Genomic DNA, 15,639 nt, shown 5'->3' on the forward strand with positions numbered 1-15,639 from the left:
TCTAACCCCCTTTGCTGACGACAATAGCATGATGGCACCACCTGATCCCTTCCCGAACTCAGAAGTGAAACATCATTGCGCCAATGGTAGTGTGGATTCGTCCATGTGAGAGTAGGTCATCGTCAGCTCTCTATTCAAAGTAAAACCCCCTTCTGCATAAGCAGAAGGGGGTTTTCTTTGTCTGGTTTTTATACTATCGACTTCTTCATTCTATAAGTGTATTTTCTATTTGAATTGACGATTTTTTTGTTTAAATGCTATGCAATTTTATGAATATATTTTCTAGTCCTGCAATCAAAATGATTTGACTTATATCATTATAGCTGCTAATTTTAAACTAGATTTTTATTACAGGTATGTAAAAGATATATTTGAAACTTGTAAGTTATTACATCTGGTATAGATTGGATTATTTACCAGTGATGTATTACTCCTATTTTCACAATTATCAAAAGGAATTGATAATGAAGCTAACTCCTCTTTTTTCAATTGGTGCCTTAGCGGCTGTAAGTCTTTTAGGCTGCTCTAACCAATCTTCTAACGCGACTGATGGCTCATCAGCAACCTCTCAAGAAACGACCGTTTTACGCTTCTCCCACTTTTGGCCAGCAACCTCCTCTATCAGCACAGAGGTTTTTGAACCTTGGGCAAAGCAAATAGAGACAGATTCTAATGGTCGTCTAAAAGTGGAGTTGTATCCTTCCGCGGGTCTTGCCAAAGCAGATGTTACGTACGAATCTGCTGCTAAAGGTACGATAGATATCGGTTCACAAGCACATGGTTATACCAGTGGACGTTTTCCTTTAACTCAAATCACTGAACTTCCTGGTTTATCAAACTCAGCGACTCAAATGGGTTGTATGCTTCAGACGCTTTATGAGGATGGCACGCTTGCTAGTGAGTATGAAGACTCACATCTACTATTCATGTATGGCGCTGGGCCTGGCTCACTGCATACTACGGATAAGTTGATTCGGACTCCTGAAGACATGAAAGGTATGCGCATCCGACGCCCTTCTGCAGTCGCAGGTGATATTATCGAAAGCGCTGGGGCATCACCAGTAGGATTGCCTGCTAATGATATGTATACCTCGCTACAGCGCGGCGTCGTCGATGGGTTGAGTTTTCCCTGGGAGGCCGTAACAGCGTTCAAAATTGACGAAATCACCAAATATCATACCAACATTCCTTTTTATAGTTCGGCGCTGATGGTTACTATGAATAAGGATAAATATAACAACTTGCCTGATGATTTAAAGCAAGTATTGGATAAAAACTCAGGAATGGCATTGGCTAATAAAGTTGGTGAAGTGTTTGATAAGCATGATCAAATGGCCATTCAAGCTGCTAAAGCTAAAGGCGATGAGATCGTTGAAATTCCTGATCCATTGAATGATCCTGATTGGAAAGGACCACTTGAAAAGGGTACTAAAAAATATCTAAGTGATGTCAATGCTTTGGGTTTAGATGCTGATAGTGTCTATGAGAAAGCAAAAGCTGCCAGTGCCGCTTGTAAAGTGGTATAACCCATTGGAGGTGTCACATGGCATTTTTAGTAAAAATCAGTATTCTAATCTCTAGATTATGCCAGTTTATTGGTGGTATTAGTCTTATTATTATTGTCCTCACAACGATGCTCGATGTGACTGCTCGTTATATTTTCAAGCTGACTGGTGGTGAGTTTGGCTTTACCGTTAAAGGCAGTGTAGAGATCGTTTCTTACTTCATGCTCTTTGCTTTACTTGCTGCCTTTGGCGCTTTCGTCGAACGCTCACAAATCATCGTTGATGTCTTTACCCAAAAAATGCCGCAAGCCATTAAAGGTTATATGATGGGCGTCTTTATGATGGGCTTTTTCGTCATTGGTATCGTTTTTGCTTGGGGGCTTTATGAGAGTGCTGTTGATGCCATAGAATACGGCAAAGTCACTCAAGATCTTAGATTATCAATGATGCCCATCTATGCATTTAGTGCATTTTTAAGTCTCTTACTCGCCATTCGCTCATTAATCGAATCCATCAATATCTTTAAAACGGGCGAGTTCTTTGACGCCGAGGAGACAGGCGCATGAGTCCAGAAATTATTGGAGCCATTGGCTTAATCGTCATGATCCTGCTTGTTGTCCTGCGAGTTCCAGTGGCGCTTGCCATGTTAGGTGTTGGATTGGTTGGTTTTGGCGCAGTGACGGCGCCCAGTGGTGCATTACAAATGCTCAAAGATATTCCGGTAGATGTGTTAGCCAAATATGACTTTAGTGCGATTCCCTTATTTATTTTAATGGGAGTCTTTGCTACCCATTCAGGGATGGCAGGGAAATTGTTTGAAGCTACCCGAACTATTTTTGGGGGAGTGAGGGGCAGTTTGGGTATCGCTGGCATAGGATCTTCTGGTATTTTTGCTTCTATCTCAGGCTCATCCTTAGCCACAGCATCCACTATGACCAAGGTTGCGCTGCCACAAATGGAGAAGTATGGTTATCAACCAGGTTTTGCCTGTGGTATTTTAGCAGCGGGTGGCACGTTAGGTATTATGATTCCGCCTAGCATTGCGCTACTGGTTTATGCCATCTTAACCCAGCAGTCAGTCGGTGACATGTTCATCGCTGGTTTCTTGCCTGGGATTTTGGGCATGGTGATGTATTCAATCACTGTTATGATTATGGTACGCTGGAAGCCGCATTTAGCGCGTCGCGGTGAGCCTACTTCTTGGAAAGCCAAGCTGCTGTCATTGACGGGACTCATACCATTTAGCTTTATTTTCATTGTGATTATCGCTGGTATTTTCTTTGGGTTATTCACTCCGACAGAAGGGGCAGCAGTCGGTGCGTTTGTATCATGGGCTTATGCTTTTGCCAAAGGCATGCGTATAAAAGGTCTAAAGCAGTCTTTGATTGAAACGCTTGCATTATCAGCGGTGGTATTCTTTATGCTGCTGGGTGCAGAAGCCTTGGGTTACTTTATCTCCGTTTCACGCTTGTCTTATACGCTAGCGACTTGGATTGGTACATTAGCAGTTAGCCCAATGATTGTACTGATCTGTATCTTAATCATGTACTTCCTCTTAGGGTTGTTCATGGATGCTTTGGCGATGCTGGTCATTACCATTCCAGTGGTATATCCAATCATTGTGGCGTTAGGGTTTGATCCCGTATGGTTTGGTATCATCGCTGTATTGACAGTAGAGCTTGGACTGATTACGCCGCCGATGGGGATGAATATCTTTGTCATTAAGGCAATGGCACCGCATATTAAGCTGTCTGATATGTTCCGCGGGGTCGCACCGTTCATTGTCTCTGATCTGATTCGACTGGTTATTTTGGTCGCCTTTCCAGCGATATCTTTAGTGCTGCTAACGTAAGCGCTATTGATAAAAGTAAGCTTAGAAAATCATAGCTGCGTCGTTTATCTACACTGTTCATCTGTATTGTTCATTAATAGAGCCATATTGTTTTCATAACAATATGGCTTTTTTATGATAAAAGAAAAAGTCGACATAACAATTCTATGGTTAAATTATTCCACATAAAGGCATATAAAGTCACATTATGAGACATTTTTTGAGCGGTCATTTGGATTACTTAGAAGGTGGTTTTTATACTAAATGACATTATACGTGGATAACTTTTCTTATCATTCTAAGGGCTTGTGAATGTAGTAAACTGGTTGGCATTTCCGAATAGATAACTTTATAAATAGAGAAAATCATGGCAGTCGATTTTAGTAATACGCTCATCGTCGCGATTTCTGCAACGGCACTTTTTGATTTAACCGAATCAGAAAATTATTTGCTAGAGCTGCTAGAGCAGAGACCTGTAAGCGCCATAAAAGAGTTTCGAGACTATATGACCAAGCGTGAAAACGATGCTCTCAGTATTGGTGCTGGTTATCCATTAATTAAAGCTTTATTAAATCTGAATAATTATTGCAATGATAGTATGCAAGATTTAGAGGTTGAGACACCTTTGGTGGAAGTGGTCATTGTTTCAAAGAGTAGTCCAGATACGGGCATTCAAGTCCTCAATGCAATTCTTGAGCATGAGCTGACTATCTCACGCTCGGCTTTTATTTCAGGCAGTCCTGTGGCTCCTTATATTAAAGACTTCAATGTCGATCTATTTTTGACGACCAATCGCGAAGATGCCCAGCAAGTGGCTGATGCCAATATCTGCGCTTGTGCGATACTCGACGCAACCCCTGTCAATACCTATGAGTTAGATACCGATCAGTTGCGTATAGCTTTTGATGGTGATGCGGTGCTGTTTGATGATTCAGGTGAGCTACTGTACAAGCAAAAAGGACTGCGTGCTTTTCACGATCGCGAAATACAGATGCGTGATTTACCCATTGAAAAAGGCCCTTATGCTGAATTGTTGATTAAACTATCAAATTTACAGGAACGTCTACCTGCTGGTCTCAAGTATTCTCCAATAAAGATTGCATTGGTGACAGCTCGCAACGCACCTGCTGATCTGCGTGCGATTAAGACATTGCGAGAGTGGGGTGTCAATGTTGATATGGCGTTTTTCTTAGGAGGTTTAGAAAAAACAGCTGTACTTAGAACATTTGCACCTCATATCTTTTTTGATGATTCTATCAAACATATCGATGCCGCTCGTCGTTTTGTGCCCACCGCTTTAGTGCCTTATCACTCGACGTCGTTATTACATAGTGACAGTTATTTGATGACTGACAAAGAGGCTGCATTGTTAGATTTTACACCTGTAACACGCTCCACTACTACGCTGAGTCATTAAAATATCGCTAAAAACATGAATTAAAACATGAATTAAAAGAATAGGGCATTATATGAATTGGCAGCAACTGCTTAGCTTGATTATGATACGAATAAAGCAGGTTATAGGTTTATATGCTTTTGTATTAATACCGATGTGGGGCATGTTTTTTTTAAATGAAGTGGTATTATTTGGCATGTGGAATATCTTTGGGATTGTGCCTCGTGCCTTAGACGTGGGCAGCATGATTGGAGTGTTTGCGTCATGGACGATGCATGGCAATTTTTCACATTTGCTTGGTAACACTTTGACGTTGTTACAGATTTTATTTTTGTTTGGATTGTTTGAGAAGAATGCTTATCGAACAGTGATTAAGCTCATTATCGCATCTGGATTGGTCACTTGGATCATTGGCTCGCCATTGTCAATTCATGTTGGCGCATCAGGGCTATGCTTCGCGATGCTCGGCTATATGATAGGTGGTGCTGTATTTGCGCGGCGTTGGGGTTATTTGATTGCCTGTATTGTCATGGGTACTGGCTATTGGTTGACCATCAAGCAAGGATTGATGCCGCAACAAGGTATCTCGTTTGCGGCGCACTTCGGTGGTCTATGCGCTGGATTGCTGTTAGGCGCTAATTCTAAGCATACTTATACCGCAACTTCTCAGCGCAATTGAATACATGACTATAATATAAGCCGTCTTAAACCCCTTAGTAATCAGATATTTTAGCAGGGTTTTATTTGTATATTTATGAGGAGGTTAGCTTTTGTCAGTACAAATACTAATGAACAACGGGTCATCTGTTGCCAACTCTCGCCATGCTGTTGTTTGCTTGACATGTTCATCAATCGTTAGCTTACTGTCTTTTTCGGGTATGACATAATCGGCACGTGCAGGAATACGACAGTCTATAACTTGTGGTACTTTCTGCACACTTCTGCGTCTTTCAAACAGATATAAATTAACCAAATATACATCTGGATTGTCTACCTGTACGCTAGCGTTGGCGGTATCGGCAGCGATAAAACGTAATATTTGCGGCTTGATATAAGACCATGGGCGAAACCACTCGGTGCTTTTTGCTACTTTGACGACTTGCACGCCTGCTGGTAACTTGCTCACTTGCTGACCATACCAGTTATACTCTTGGTGTATTTGAAAGGCAAACATACCAATCGCAGCAAACAAAGGAATAAGCCACTTTGGTGCGCGTTTGCCAGCCAGTTTACTGAGGTGAGTTATAATGAGTGCCAGACCAGCCATGCCAAATGCGGCAGCAATGGTAGCGATAAACTCAAAAAGCATAAAATCTTCCTTAATGCGTTAGGCACTTTTAATTAAGCGCTTTTAACTAGGGCGTGTCCTCATTTTAAAAATGGTAATAAAAATGAGATAAATTACCGTCAAACAAGGAAAGTAGCGCAAATAATATCGAGATATTGATAAGCTATTTAACGATGTTTGGCAAAATTTAGCCATTTTTAGCCCATTTAGAGGGTAATCGATTTAATTGAGAACACGCCCTAAGCATAGTTAATAAAGTATATTCAATAAAGCAAAAATCTAACATTTTTTATAATAAGTAAGAGATAAAAAATCACTCACAAGCAGCTACTGCCTGTGAGTGATATATAGTAACTGAAGATATATTCTCATTTATATACTTAGTGGTCGACTGCACCGCCTGCGCCACGTGGAGAGCGGACACTTTCAACCAACTCTTGAATGTGTAATGGTGGCGGAGCAGTAGCATAAGAGACAGCAAACGCTACGATAAAGTTAAGCAATGCCCCAATCGCACCAAATGATAGTGGTGAGATACCAAACAACCAATACTCTGCCGTATCAGGGAAGTTCGCTGTACCGCTAATAAAGAACCAACCTTTAAAGACAAAGATATAAACAAGGATACTAATCAGACCTGTTAGCATACCAGCGATGGCACCAACATTATTGATCCGTTTAGAGAAAATACCCATCATCAGTGCAGGGAAGAGCGATGCACCAGCGATACCGAATGCTAATGCGACTACCTGTGCGGCAAACCCTGGTGGATTTATTCCTAACCAAGTAGCAACTACAATCGCAACACCCATCGTAATACGCGCAACTCTCAATTCGCCTTTATCAGTAATGTTTGGATTAAGGTTTCGTTTAATCAAGTCATGACTGATCGCTGACGAAATAGCGAGTAGTAGGCCTGCTGCTGTTGAGAGCGCTGCTGCCAAACCACCTGCGGCAATAAGACCAATAACCCATGGTGGAAGATTCGCAATTTCTGGGTTAGCTAATACTAAGATATCGGCATTGACATCCAGCTCATTACCTTTCCAGCCTGCTGCGGTAAAGCGTCCATCAAGTTCTAGATCCTGTGCGACACGTGCAGTCTCTACGGCTGCAGTGGCAGCGGCTACATCGCCACCATCCGCTTGTGCAGCACTCAAGGCAAGCTCAGCGGCACCAAGTCCACTGTCGTTGTACATTTGGATACGACCATCATTATTAAGATCATTATATTTAATAAGACCGGTATCTTCCCATGTCTTCATCCAGTCTGGACGTTGATCATAGTTTATAGGTGCTTCTGCTACCCCTTGTGGATAAATCGTATCAATCAGGTTTAAACGTGCCATCGCACCTACGGCAGGAGCAGTGAAGTATAGCAACGAGATAAATACCAACGTCCAACCAGCTGTCCAACGCGCATCAGCGACTTTAGGTACGGTGAAGAAGCGGATGATAACGTGTGGTAGACCTGCTGTACCGATCATGAGTGATAAGGTAAATAGCACCATGTTTAGCTTGTTAGGGACATCAGCGGTATAAGCCGTGAAACCCAAGTCAGTAACCACCTGATCTAGCTTGGTTAAGATAGGAACGCCTGCTTCCACATGGTTTGAAAACAAGCCCAAACCTGGAATTGGATTGCCTGTTAACTCAAGTGAGATGAAAACAGCAGGAATGGTATATGCAATCATTAGAACCACATACTGCGCTACCTGCGTATAAGTAATCCCTTTCATACCACCAAGTACAGCATAGAAGAAGACAACAACCGCAGCAATCAGTAGACCAGTAGTGTTTTCAACTTCCAAGAAGCGTGAGAAAGCGACACCGGCACCTGTCATCTGACCGATAACGTATGTGGTTGAGGCGATAATCAAACAAATTACGGCAATCATTGCTGCCGTTTTTGAATAAAAACGGTCACCGATGAAGTCAGGTACCGTAAACTTACCAAATTTACGTAAATAAGGCGCTAGGAGCATTGCCAGTAGTACATAACCACCTGTCCAACCCATCAAATAAGTTGATGCGCCATAACCGCCAGCGGCAAGAATACCTGCCATCGAAATAAATGACGCAGCACTCATCCAGTCAGCAGCCGTTGCCATACCGTTGACGACAGGGTGAACACCGCCGCCTGCTACGTAGAATTCACTCGTTGTGCCAGCACGTGCCCAAATTGCAATACCGAAGTATAGAGCGAAAGATAGACCTACAAAAATAATATTAATCGTAAATTGACTCATGGGGCTATTCCTCGTCTACGCCGTATTGTTTATCTAACTTATTCATACGCCAAGCGTAGAAGAAAATTAAAACGATAAATACCCCAATAGATCCTTGCTGAGCAAACCAAAAGCCCAAGTCGGTACCACCGATTTTAATACCTGCTAAGAGAGGACGTAACAAAATCCCAAACCCGTATGAGCATAGCGCCCAAATAAATAGGCTACCTAAAATGAGACGGACATTGGCACGCCAATAACCGGATGGATCGTTGTGGTTTTCCATAGGACAACTCCTTTTGCCTAACATAAAAACAAGATTACTGATTTGAGCCTGACAAGTTATTTTGCTTTAGCATGTATCACATGATGGAAGACAGTTCGATACGTTGTCTATAAACGAATCCTAAAATCAGTTTATAGGCTGATAAAGCAGAATGACCAACCAGTAGTAAGTAACCCAATATTATCGAAAAAAAAGCAGATTTCTATTAATCAAAGCACTACGAAAAATACTTTTCTGTGGTTCGATTTTGCTAAAAATTTACATTGTAAAATATGGCTGTGGGTCGACTATAACCTAAACATCTAACAAGATTTATGGGCTATAGAATGACTGGATTTATAGTACATAGAGATGAGGATTTATGGAGGAGGGTCGGTATTGATTGACAGTCCTCTGTCTTATTATGCTCATCATCCCTGATGATATTGTCTTAATATTTCAACTTATTATTCATGCCAATGAGTATTGCAAGAAATATTTATGAACTTATTGGGAATATATACAATATTGACTTAATTAACAATAAATAAATTTTATTTACTTTATGTAACTAAATGTTTGCTTTATGGAAACCATGGTCAACTTATGTTAGAGAGACCAGCTAAAAAAACGGCCGTTGCTCAGGAGCTGTGCTAAAACCTTATTTATATTAAGGATTTAGTTTTATAGAGGTATTAGAGCATTATTAGCAATAAAAGTCATTCATTCTATAAATATAGCCAATACTTTACTCAATAAATATTATGGCAGTGACTATTTTTTTTGGAATGGTGTTTATATGAATACGTTTTAAAATCTATCTGTTGTACCTAGTCTCAAAAGTTTTCTTCAATATTTCATATAAAAAATATTTTTTTGATTTTTATCGAAATATCTTGCAAAAGTTCGTAATTATTTAATTTCTATAATAGAGGTTTGAAATAGTTAAATAATCTCTAGTCAGTTAAAATGTAGCGACAGGATGTTAGTGATTTACTTTGCCAGTATATTAATCAGATATTTACTGTTTCATGAGTAGGCAGAGGGATTAGTAAGCATTTTTAAATATCATTAATCACATCAATCCATAAAATATACTAGCAGTATAAAATGTAAGTGAGAGGATAGCAGTATGGGTGAAGGGATAGCAGGTTGGTTTAATAGCATCGTCAATTATGGTGTCAGTATTATTTGGGGCAACAATGATTGGCTAATTGCAAGTAACCCTTGGTATGGATTACTGATGTTCGTACTGATTGGTGCGGGTTTGTATTTCACCATTGCCACACGTTTTATTCAGTTTCGCCACTTTGGGCATATGTGGCAGCTATTGCGCGTGTCCAATCAAGGGCGTAAAGATGGCGGCATCAGCTCATTTGAGGCGCTGATGACCTCATTGGCAGCGCGGGTCGGTACGGGTAACTTGGCAGGGGTCGCAATCGCGATTTACCTTGGCGGTCCGGGTGCAGTGTTTTGGATGTGGATGACTGCGATCGTCGGTATGTCGACCAGTTTTATCGAATCAACATTAGCACAAGCCTATAAAGTGCCGCACAATGACAATGTTTACCGCGGTGGACCGGCTTATTATATCGAAAAAGGTCTCGGTCAGCGCTGGCTAGCGATATTTTTCTCATTATGCTTATTAGTAGCGTTCGGTTTAGCCTTTAATGGCGTGCAGTCAAATACCATCGCACAAGCGACCAACGAAGCATTTGGGGTTCCAACGTGGATGACAGGCTTGGTATTGGTTGTATTAGTGGCGCCAGTGGTATTCGGTGGTTTGCGCTCGGTTGCTCGTATTGCGGGTAAAATCGTACCCGTTATGGCGATTCTCTATATCTTATTAGCCTTGTTCATTATCGTGACGAATTTTAGTCAATTCCCAGCGGCGATTGTGTTAATTGTTAAATCAGCATTTGGTTTTGAGCAAGCAGCAGGCGGGGTGATTGGTTATGGTATTGCTCAGGCAATGATTAACGGTATCAAGCGTGGTCTGTTTTCAAACGAAGCGGGTATGGGTTCAGCGCCTAATGCGGCGGCAACGGCTAAGAGTCACCCCGATCATCCAGCGGTGCAAGGATTTATGCAAATGCTGGGTGTATTTATGGATACGCTTGTCATTTGTACGGCAACGGCGTCGATTATTATTTTGTCCGGTGTGGTCGATCCTAGTGTTGAGCAAGAAGGTATTCAGCTGACTCAGTTGGCACTGTCGCAGTATGTGGGTGATATGGGCGTGATTTTCGTTGCGATTGCTATTTTCTTCTTCTCTTTCACCTCTATCATTGCCAATTATAGCTATGGTGAGTCAAATCTTGAATTCATCTCTGGTGCCAAAAATGCTAAAGTCATGATCATGATATTCCGCTTTATGGTACTTGGCATGGTATTTGTGGGTGCTATTGCCAGTCTTCCTGCCATATGGAACTTCGCTGACTTATCAATGGGTCTAATGGCACTCGTTAACCTAGTCGCTATTTTAATCTTGTCACCCGTAGCGCTGCGCATATTGCGGGATTACGAGCGTCAGATTAAAGAAGGTAAAACTGGCGATCAAATCAAGTTTAATCCTGATGACTTTGTGAAGCTGAAAAACGAAGCCAATCGTGATGCTTGGACAGATTAAGCGGTACGGATGAAGCAGGATTGCTTGTGGTAGGCACAAAAAAATGCCCTTCTCTTAGAAAAAAGGGCGTTTTTATTGAGGTATGATTTTTAATAACGATACATATACTATGCTAAATCAGAGTTATCCTGATTTACATGTTTGGATAGTTAGGACCACCGCCACCTTCTGGTGTTACCCAAGTGATGTTCTGCGAAGGGTCTTTGATATCGCAAGTCTTACAATGTACACAGTTCTGAGCATTGATAACAAACTTAGCGCCTTCAGCATCTTTGACCACTTCGTATACACCCGCTGGGCAGTATAGACGCGCAGGCTCAGCATACAACGGTAAGTTGATAGAGATAGGTACCGTTGGGTCAGTGAGTTTTAGATGCGTTGGCTGATCTTCTGCATGGTTGGTATTAGAGATAAATACCGATGATAATTTATCAAATACCAACTTACCATCAGGCTTGAGATAGGTTGGTTGATAAGCATGGTTAGCACGCTCTAACTGATCGTAATCTGGAATATTGTCATGCAAGGTAAATGGCATTTTACCTTTTAGCAAGTTGTGCTCGATAAAGGTGAAAGCACCGCCCATGAATAGACCCATACGATGGATCGCAGGTGAGAAGTTGCGCGACTCGTAATTGTCTTGATACAACCATGATTCTTTGTACATGGTGGTATAGGCAACGACTTCGTCATGCTGGCGCTCAGCTTGTAGTGCCTCAAAGATCGCTTCGGCGGCGAGCATGCCTGACTTCATCGAGGTGTGTGTGCCTTTGATTTTAGCAGGGTTCAAGAATCCAGCATCATCACCAACCAAGACACCACCTGGGAAAGTGAATTTCGGTAGAGAGTTTAAGCCACCTTTGGTTAAAGCACGTGCGCCATAAGAGATACGCTTGCCGCCTTCCAATACGTTTTTGATGACGGGATGGGTTTTTAGGCGCTGCATCTCATCGAATGGCGACATGTATGGGTTGTGGTAAGACAAGTCAGCGACAAGACCAAAGCTTACTTGGTTGTTTTCATCGAAGTACAACCACCAGCCACCAGTAGATCCTGTTTCGGTCAATGGCCAGCCAAGACCGTGCATGACCACGCCTTGCTCGTGTTTCTCAGGGGCTACGTCCCACAGCTCTTTTAGACCGATACCATAATGCTGAGGATCTGAGTCTTTATCAAGATCAAAACGGCTAATTAAGCGCTTACCTAAATGACCACGGCTGCCTTCGGCAAAAATAGTGTATTTAGCAAGTAACTCATAACCTGGCTCAAAGCTAGGCTTGGCTTCGCCATTGGCAGCCACACCCATATCGCCCGTTAAGACACCACGTACAGAACCATCATCGTTATATAAAATATCATCTGCAGGGAAGCCTGGGAACATCATGACTTCAAGCTCTTCAGCTTGTACCGCCAACCAGCGCACCACATTGCCCAATGAGACAATATAGTTGCCATTGTTGTGCATCGGTCCTGGAATCAACGAGTCAGGTACTTTAGTAGAGCGCGTGGCTGAGTTTAGATAATAAAAGCGATCTTCGGTCGCTGGCACATTAAGCGGCGCGCCTTTTTCTTTCCAGTCTGGTATCAGCTCGTTCAAGGCGCGTGGTTCGATGACAGCACCTGATAAGGTATGCGCACCAAACTCAGAACCTTTTTCGACCACACAAACCATAAACTCATCATTACCAGCAGCGATAGCGAGCTGACGCAGGCGGATAGCGGCAGATAGCCCAGCAGGTCCACCACCGACGATGATAACGTCAAATTCCATGGACTCACGTTCAATCTCAGGCTCTGCCGCGACAGCTTCTACTACTGGCTCTGGCGCTTTGTCGATAGCGACTGTTTCAGCTGGCACTTCTTGGGTCACAACGGCTGACTCTGCTTTATCTAGATTTGCCGTCTCTGTCGCTACTGATGGGTCAGTATTCACAGTGTCACTATCAATGACTGGCTTTTGATTGTCTTGCTCTTGCATACCTACTCCTAAACTTTTAGTGGCTTATCTCAGGGCATCATTAGCTTAACAATTGAATAATAGACTTGCGGCGCTAACATTACTCAGACATATGGCTGCCCGATAAAAACTGTCTTTGCGACATCAATTGACCATGTTACTGTCGAGATCCATGTATTTAAGGATATCAACACATCACGTAAAATGTGTCATTAACACAACACCCACTTGACCATTTCAATAAAAAATCGTTACTCATTATAAAAGAAAAGTCCTACAAACACGATACGCATTTATGAGTATCGATGTTAAGGTAAGATTGAACTAATGATGGTGCTAAGATGATATGTTTTCATCATACCCGAAACTAAAATTTATAGTAATAATAGATTTGCCAAACTTTGAATGCTAAGTAAAGGATTATAAGATGAATAACAATAATGAAGACACAATTCAAAACGATGAATCGGTAGCTAAACCGCCAAAAGACGTGCCATCTGAGCTAAGTAATATGGATTCGCTCAGTCAGTATCTAAAGTCTACTGTAGGCAAACGCGAAGGACGTGCCATCCCACCATTGGATAAATGGCACCCAAAAGATGTGGCCGATATGGATCTGGTCATAAAGGCAAATGGCGAGTGGTGGCATGAAGGCGGGCAAATGACCAGAGAGTCATTGGTGAGCCTATTTGCGACTATTTTATGGAAAGAAGACAATAATGGCATCATTGAATATTTTTTAAAGACGCCAGTACAGAAAATCCGTATCCAAGTTGAAGATGCCCCTTTATTAATCAATGACGTCGGTATCGTCAACGAAGGCAATAACCGTTGGCTAGAATTTACCACGACGACTGGCGATGTGGTGCGTTTAGATGATGAGCACACCATCACATTAAAGGCGTATAATCCTACAGACAATGATACGATTGATCAGCAGACAGCAATGGATATGCAGGTACGTCCTTATATGCCCGTTAGAAATGGTTTGGACGCACTTATTGGGCGTAATACTTTTTATCACTTGACCGAAATTGGCGAATTGACAGAGCAAAATGGTGAGACGATACTGACGTTACAAAGTGGCGGAAAATTTTATGAGCTGTCGATGCCAGCCAGTTAACGTAAGGATTTAAAGCTATGTATCAGTCAAATGATTTACGGTTTAGATATAGTCAATTCTATATAAATCAAATACGGTGTCAGGCTCGCTTAGTCTACTATCTGTAGTACTTTCGCTTGCTCTCCTTGTATCCAAATTATATTGAACCGACTATAGCGATAAATCACCAGATAATTACTGTAGTATGCTAAACAGCAAACAGCAAACAGCATAAAGATGACGATATGTATATAAAAATGGCAGTAGAGTAGTGATGGATATTACTACATGTAATAGCTTAAATAGGGTGAAAATGCGCTCAGATAGCTTTGATGGTAAACATGTTGAGCATGTCGAGAGTGCAACTAATGCTAAAGCTGACATCCATAAAACGAATATTGGCACAGTTATAAATAATAAAAAGCGCAATGCGCCAATCGGATTGTTTGACTCTGGTGTCGGTGGACTGTCAGTTTATCTACATTTGGCACAGCAGTTGCCTGCCGAGCGTTATGTCTATTATGCAGACACCTTAAATGTGCCTTATGGTAATCGTGATAGCGCCGATATTGAAGCGTTGACTTTAACAGCCGTTGATTGGTTGTATGAGCAGGGCTGCAAGCTCATTGTTATTGCTTGTAATAGCGCCTCAGCCTATGCTTTGGAAACAGCCAGACGGCGTTATCCGCAGCTGCCTATCGTCGGATTAGTACCGGCGCTAAAGCCCGCCATATCGGCGAGCAAAACTGGTCGCGTGGTCGTTTTAGCGACTAAGGCTACCTTGAATGGCACATTGCTTAATGAGGTCATCGATCACTTTGCTAAACCCAACAATACGGTAGTGACCAAATATTTTGATCCGCAATTGGTACCTTGGGTCGAGGCGGGAATGCCAGAGCAGGACGATACTGCTTTAAGATTACGCCAGCAGCTCACATTATTTGCTCATGATAGTGTTGATCAATTGGTACTAGGCTGTACGCACTATCCGTTTTTCAAAACGTTTTTGTTAAATGAGATTGCTCAGCAGCGCTTAGCGATACAGGTCATTGATTCTGGACAAGCGATTGCTGAGCGAGTTAAGCAGCTATTGGCTGCAAACCAGCTGTCTGCATTGGTTGACAATACTCCAGATGATCATTGTTTAGAAACAACTGACAGAACAAAAGTTGTCATTCGACCGCCATTGATTTTTTATGCGACTAAGTTCGATGATAAACTGGGTACTTTAATAGCGCGTTTGCTTGGCAAAGACGCCATCTTGCAATACTGTTCTGAATAGGCGCAGCTAAAGGTGTTTATATCAAACCCATAACCATAATATTGATATATTAAAAATAAATGGGGCTGTCCTAGATAAGTAAAATAATCTAGGATAGTCATATGAGAAAGAGCAGATTAAGTTGGTACAAACAAACCAGACTCATTGAACTATTTA

General features: G+C 41.9%; 12 protein-coding genes and 1 rRNA gene. 9 read left to right on the forward strand and 4 right to left on the reverse strand.

Features of this window, described 5'->3' with window-relative positions:
* The first annotated feature begins 13 nt into the window (after positions 1–13).
* The 6 genes from rrf (at position 14) to C8D84_RS13450 (ending at position 5,411) form a co-directional block, all read left to right on the forward strand.
* Positions 14–128: ribosomal RNA gene (gene rrf / locus C8D84_RS13425) — 5S ribosomal RNA — on the forward strand.
* Between the two features lie 336 nt (positions 129–464).
* Positions 465–1,526, forward strand: a complete 1,062-nt coding sequence (locus C8D84_RS13430; protein ID WP_109592756.1) for a TRAP transporter substrate-binding protein — start codon at positions 465–467, stop codon at positions 1,524–1,526.
* 17 nt (positions 1,527–1,543) lie between these two features.
* Positions 1,544–2,071, forward strand: a complete 528-nt coding sequence (locus C8D84_RS13435; RefSeq protein ID WP_055125846.1) for a TRAP transporter small permease — start codon at positions 1,544–1,546, stop codon at positions 2,069–2,071.
* Complete coding sequence (locus C8D84_RS13440; RefSeq protein ID WP_045448043.1) at positions 2,068–3,357, forward strand: TRAP transporter large permease; 1,290 nt, start codon at positions 2,068–2,070, stop codon at positions 3,355–3,357. The genes C8D84_RS13435 and C8D84_RS13440 overlap by 4 nt, the downstream gene beginning before the upstream one ends.
* 346 nt (positions 3,358–3,703) lie before the next feature.
* Entirely contained in the window at positions 3,704–4,753 is a 1,050-nt protein-coding gene (locus C8D84_RS13445) for a 5'-nucleotidase (RefSeq protein ID WP_109592759.1), read from the forward strand.
* A 52-nt stretch (positions 4,754–4,805) separates the two neighbouring features.
* Positions 4,806–5,411, forward strand: coding sequence for a rhomboid family intramembrane serine protease (locus C8D84_RS13450; RefSeq protein WP_109592761.1), 606 nt, complete (start codon positions 4,806–4,808; stop codon positions 5,409–5,411).
* An 84-nt stretch (positions 5,412–5,495) separates the two neighbouring features.
* Here C8D84_RS13450 and C8D84_RS13455 read toward each other — a convergent pair whose 3' ends face one another.
* The 3 genes from C8D84_RS13455 to C8D84_RS13465 all read right to left on the reverse strand — a co-directional run bounded on the left by C8D84_RS13455 (position 5,496) and on the right by C8D84_RS13465 (position 8,534).
* A complete protein-coding gene (locus C8D84_RS13455) occupies positions 5,496–6,041 on the reverse strand; it encodes a hypothetical protein (protein ID WP_060491928.1) in 546 nt (181 codons plus the stop codon).
* A gap of 359 nt (positions 6,042–6,400) precedes the next feature.
* Positions 6,401–8,269, reverse strand: a complete 1,869-nt coding sequence (locus tag C8D84_RS13460) for a sodium:solute symporter family protein (protein WP_055125849.1) — start codon at positions 8,267–8,269, stop codon at positions 6,401–6,403.
* Between the two features lie 4 nt (positions 8,270–8,273).
* Complete coding sequence (locus C8D84_RS13465; RefSeq protein WP_045448034.1) at positions 8,274–8,534, reverse strand: DUF4212 domain-containing protein; 261 nt, start codon at positions 8,532–8,534, stop codon at positions 8,274–8,276.
* Between the two features lie 1,111 nt (positions 8,535–9,645).
* Between C8D84_RS13465 and C8D84_RS13470 the strand changes: the two genes are divergently transcribed.
* Complete coding sequence (locus C8D84_RS13470) at positions 9,646–11,142, forward strand: alanine/glycine:cation symporter family protein (protein ID WP_060491926.1); 1,497 nt, start codon at positions 9,646–9,648, stop codon at positions 11,140–11,142.
* 133 nt (positions 11,143–11,275) lie between these two features.
* Here C8D84_RS13470 and C8D84_RS13475 read toward each other — a convergent pair whose 3' ends face one another.
* Positions 11,276–12,913, reverse strand: a complete 1,638-nt coding sequence (locus tag C8D84_RS13475) for an electron transfer flavoprotein-ubiquinone oxidoreductase (RefSeq protein WP_109592767.1) — start codon at positions 12,911–12,913, stop codon at positions 11,276–11,278.
* A gap of 613 nt (positions 12,914–13,526) precedes the next feature.
* On the opposite strand from C8D84_RS13475, the gene C8D84_RS13480 reads away from it, so the two are divergent.
* Both C8D84_RS13480 and murI read left to right on the forward strand, forming a co-directional pair.
* On the forward strand, positions 13,527–14,222 hold the full coding sequence (locus C8D84_RS13480) for a DUF1285 domain-containing protein (protein WP_109592763.1): 696 nt from the start codon (positions 13,527–13,529) through the stop codon (positions 14,220–14,222).
* A 292-nt stretch (positions 14,223–14,514) separates the two neighbouring features.
* The gene (gene murI / locus C8D84_RS13485; protein WP_228244558.1) at positions 14,515–15,483 is read left to right on the forward strand and encodes a glutamate racemase; all 969 of its coding nucleotides are present in this window, start codon (positions 14,515–14,517) and stop codon (positions 15,481–15,483) included.
* The last annotated feature ends 156 nt before the right edge of the window (positions 15,484–15,639 follow it).

The organism is Psychrobacter immobilis, assembly GCF_003148585.1.
GTDB classification, from domain to species: domain Bacteria; phylum Pseudomonadota; class Gammaproteobacteria; order Pseudomonadales; family Moraxellaceae; genus Psychrobacter; species Psychrobacter immobilis.

Excerpts from the sequence above, each read along its gene's own strand:
- C8D84_RS13430 (WP_109592756.1), top strand. The coding sequence starts at position 465 with ATGAAGCTAACTCCTCTTTTTTCAATTGGTGCCTTAGCGGCTGTAAGT.
- C8D84_RS13435 (WP_055125846.1), top strand. The coding sequence starts at position 1,544 with ATGGCATTTTTAGTAAAAATCAGTATTCTAATCTCTAGATTATGCCAG.
- C8D84_RS13440 (WP_045448043.1), top strand. The coding sequence starts at position 2,068 with ATGAGTCCAGAAATTATTGGAGCCATTGGCTTAATCGTCATGATCCTG.
- C8D84_RS13445 (WP_109592759.1), top strand. The coding sequence starts at position 3,704 with ATGGCAGTCGATTTTAGTAATACGCTCATCGTCGCGATTTCTGCAACG.
- C8D84_RS13450 (WP_109592761.1), top strand. The coding sequence starts at position 4,806 with ATGAATTGGCAGCAACTGCTTAGCTTGATTATGATACGAATAAAGCAG.
- C8D84_RS13455 (WP_060491928.1), bottom strand. The coding sequence starts at position 6,041 with ATGCTTTTTGAGTTTATCGCTACCATTGCTGCCGCATTTGGCATGGCT.
- C8D84_RS13460 (WP_055125849.1), bottom strand. The coding sequence starts at position 8,269 with ATGAGTCAATTTACGATTAATATTATTTTTGTAGGTCTATCTTTCGCT.
- C8D84_RS13465 (WP_045448034.1), bottom strand. The coding sequence starts at position 8,534 with ATGGAAAACCACAACGATCCATCCGGTTATTGGCGTGCCAATGTCCGT.
- C8D84_RS13470 (WP_060491926.1), top strand. The coding sequence starts at position 9,646 with ATGGGTGAAGGGATAGCAGGTTGGTTTAATAGCATCGTCAATTATGGT.
- C8D84_RS13475 (WP_109592767.1), bottom strand. The coding sequence starts at position 12,913 with ATGGAATTTGACGTTATCATCGTCGGTGGTGGACCTGCTGGGCTATCT.
- C8D84_RS13480 (WP_109592763.1), top strand. The coding sequence starts at position 13,527 with ATGAATAACAATAATGAAGACACAATTCAAAACGATGAATCGGTAGCT.
- murI (WP_228244558.1), top strand. The coding sequence starts at position 14,515 with ATGCGCTCAGATAGCTTTGATGGTAAACATGTTGAGCATGTCGAGAGT.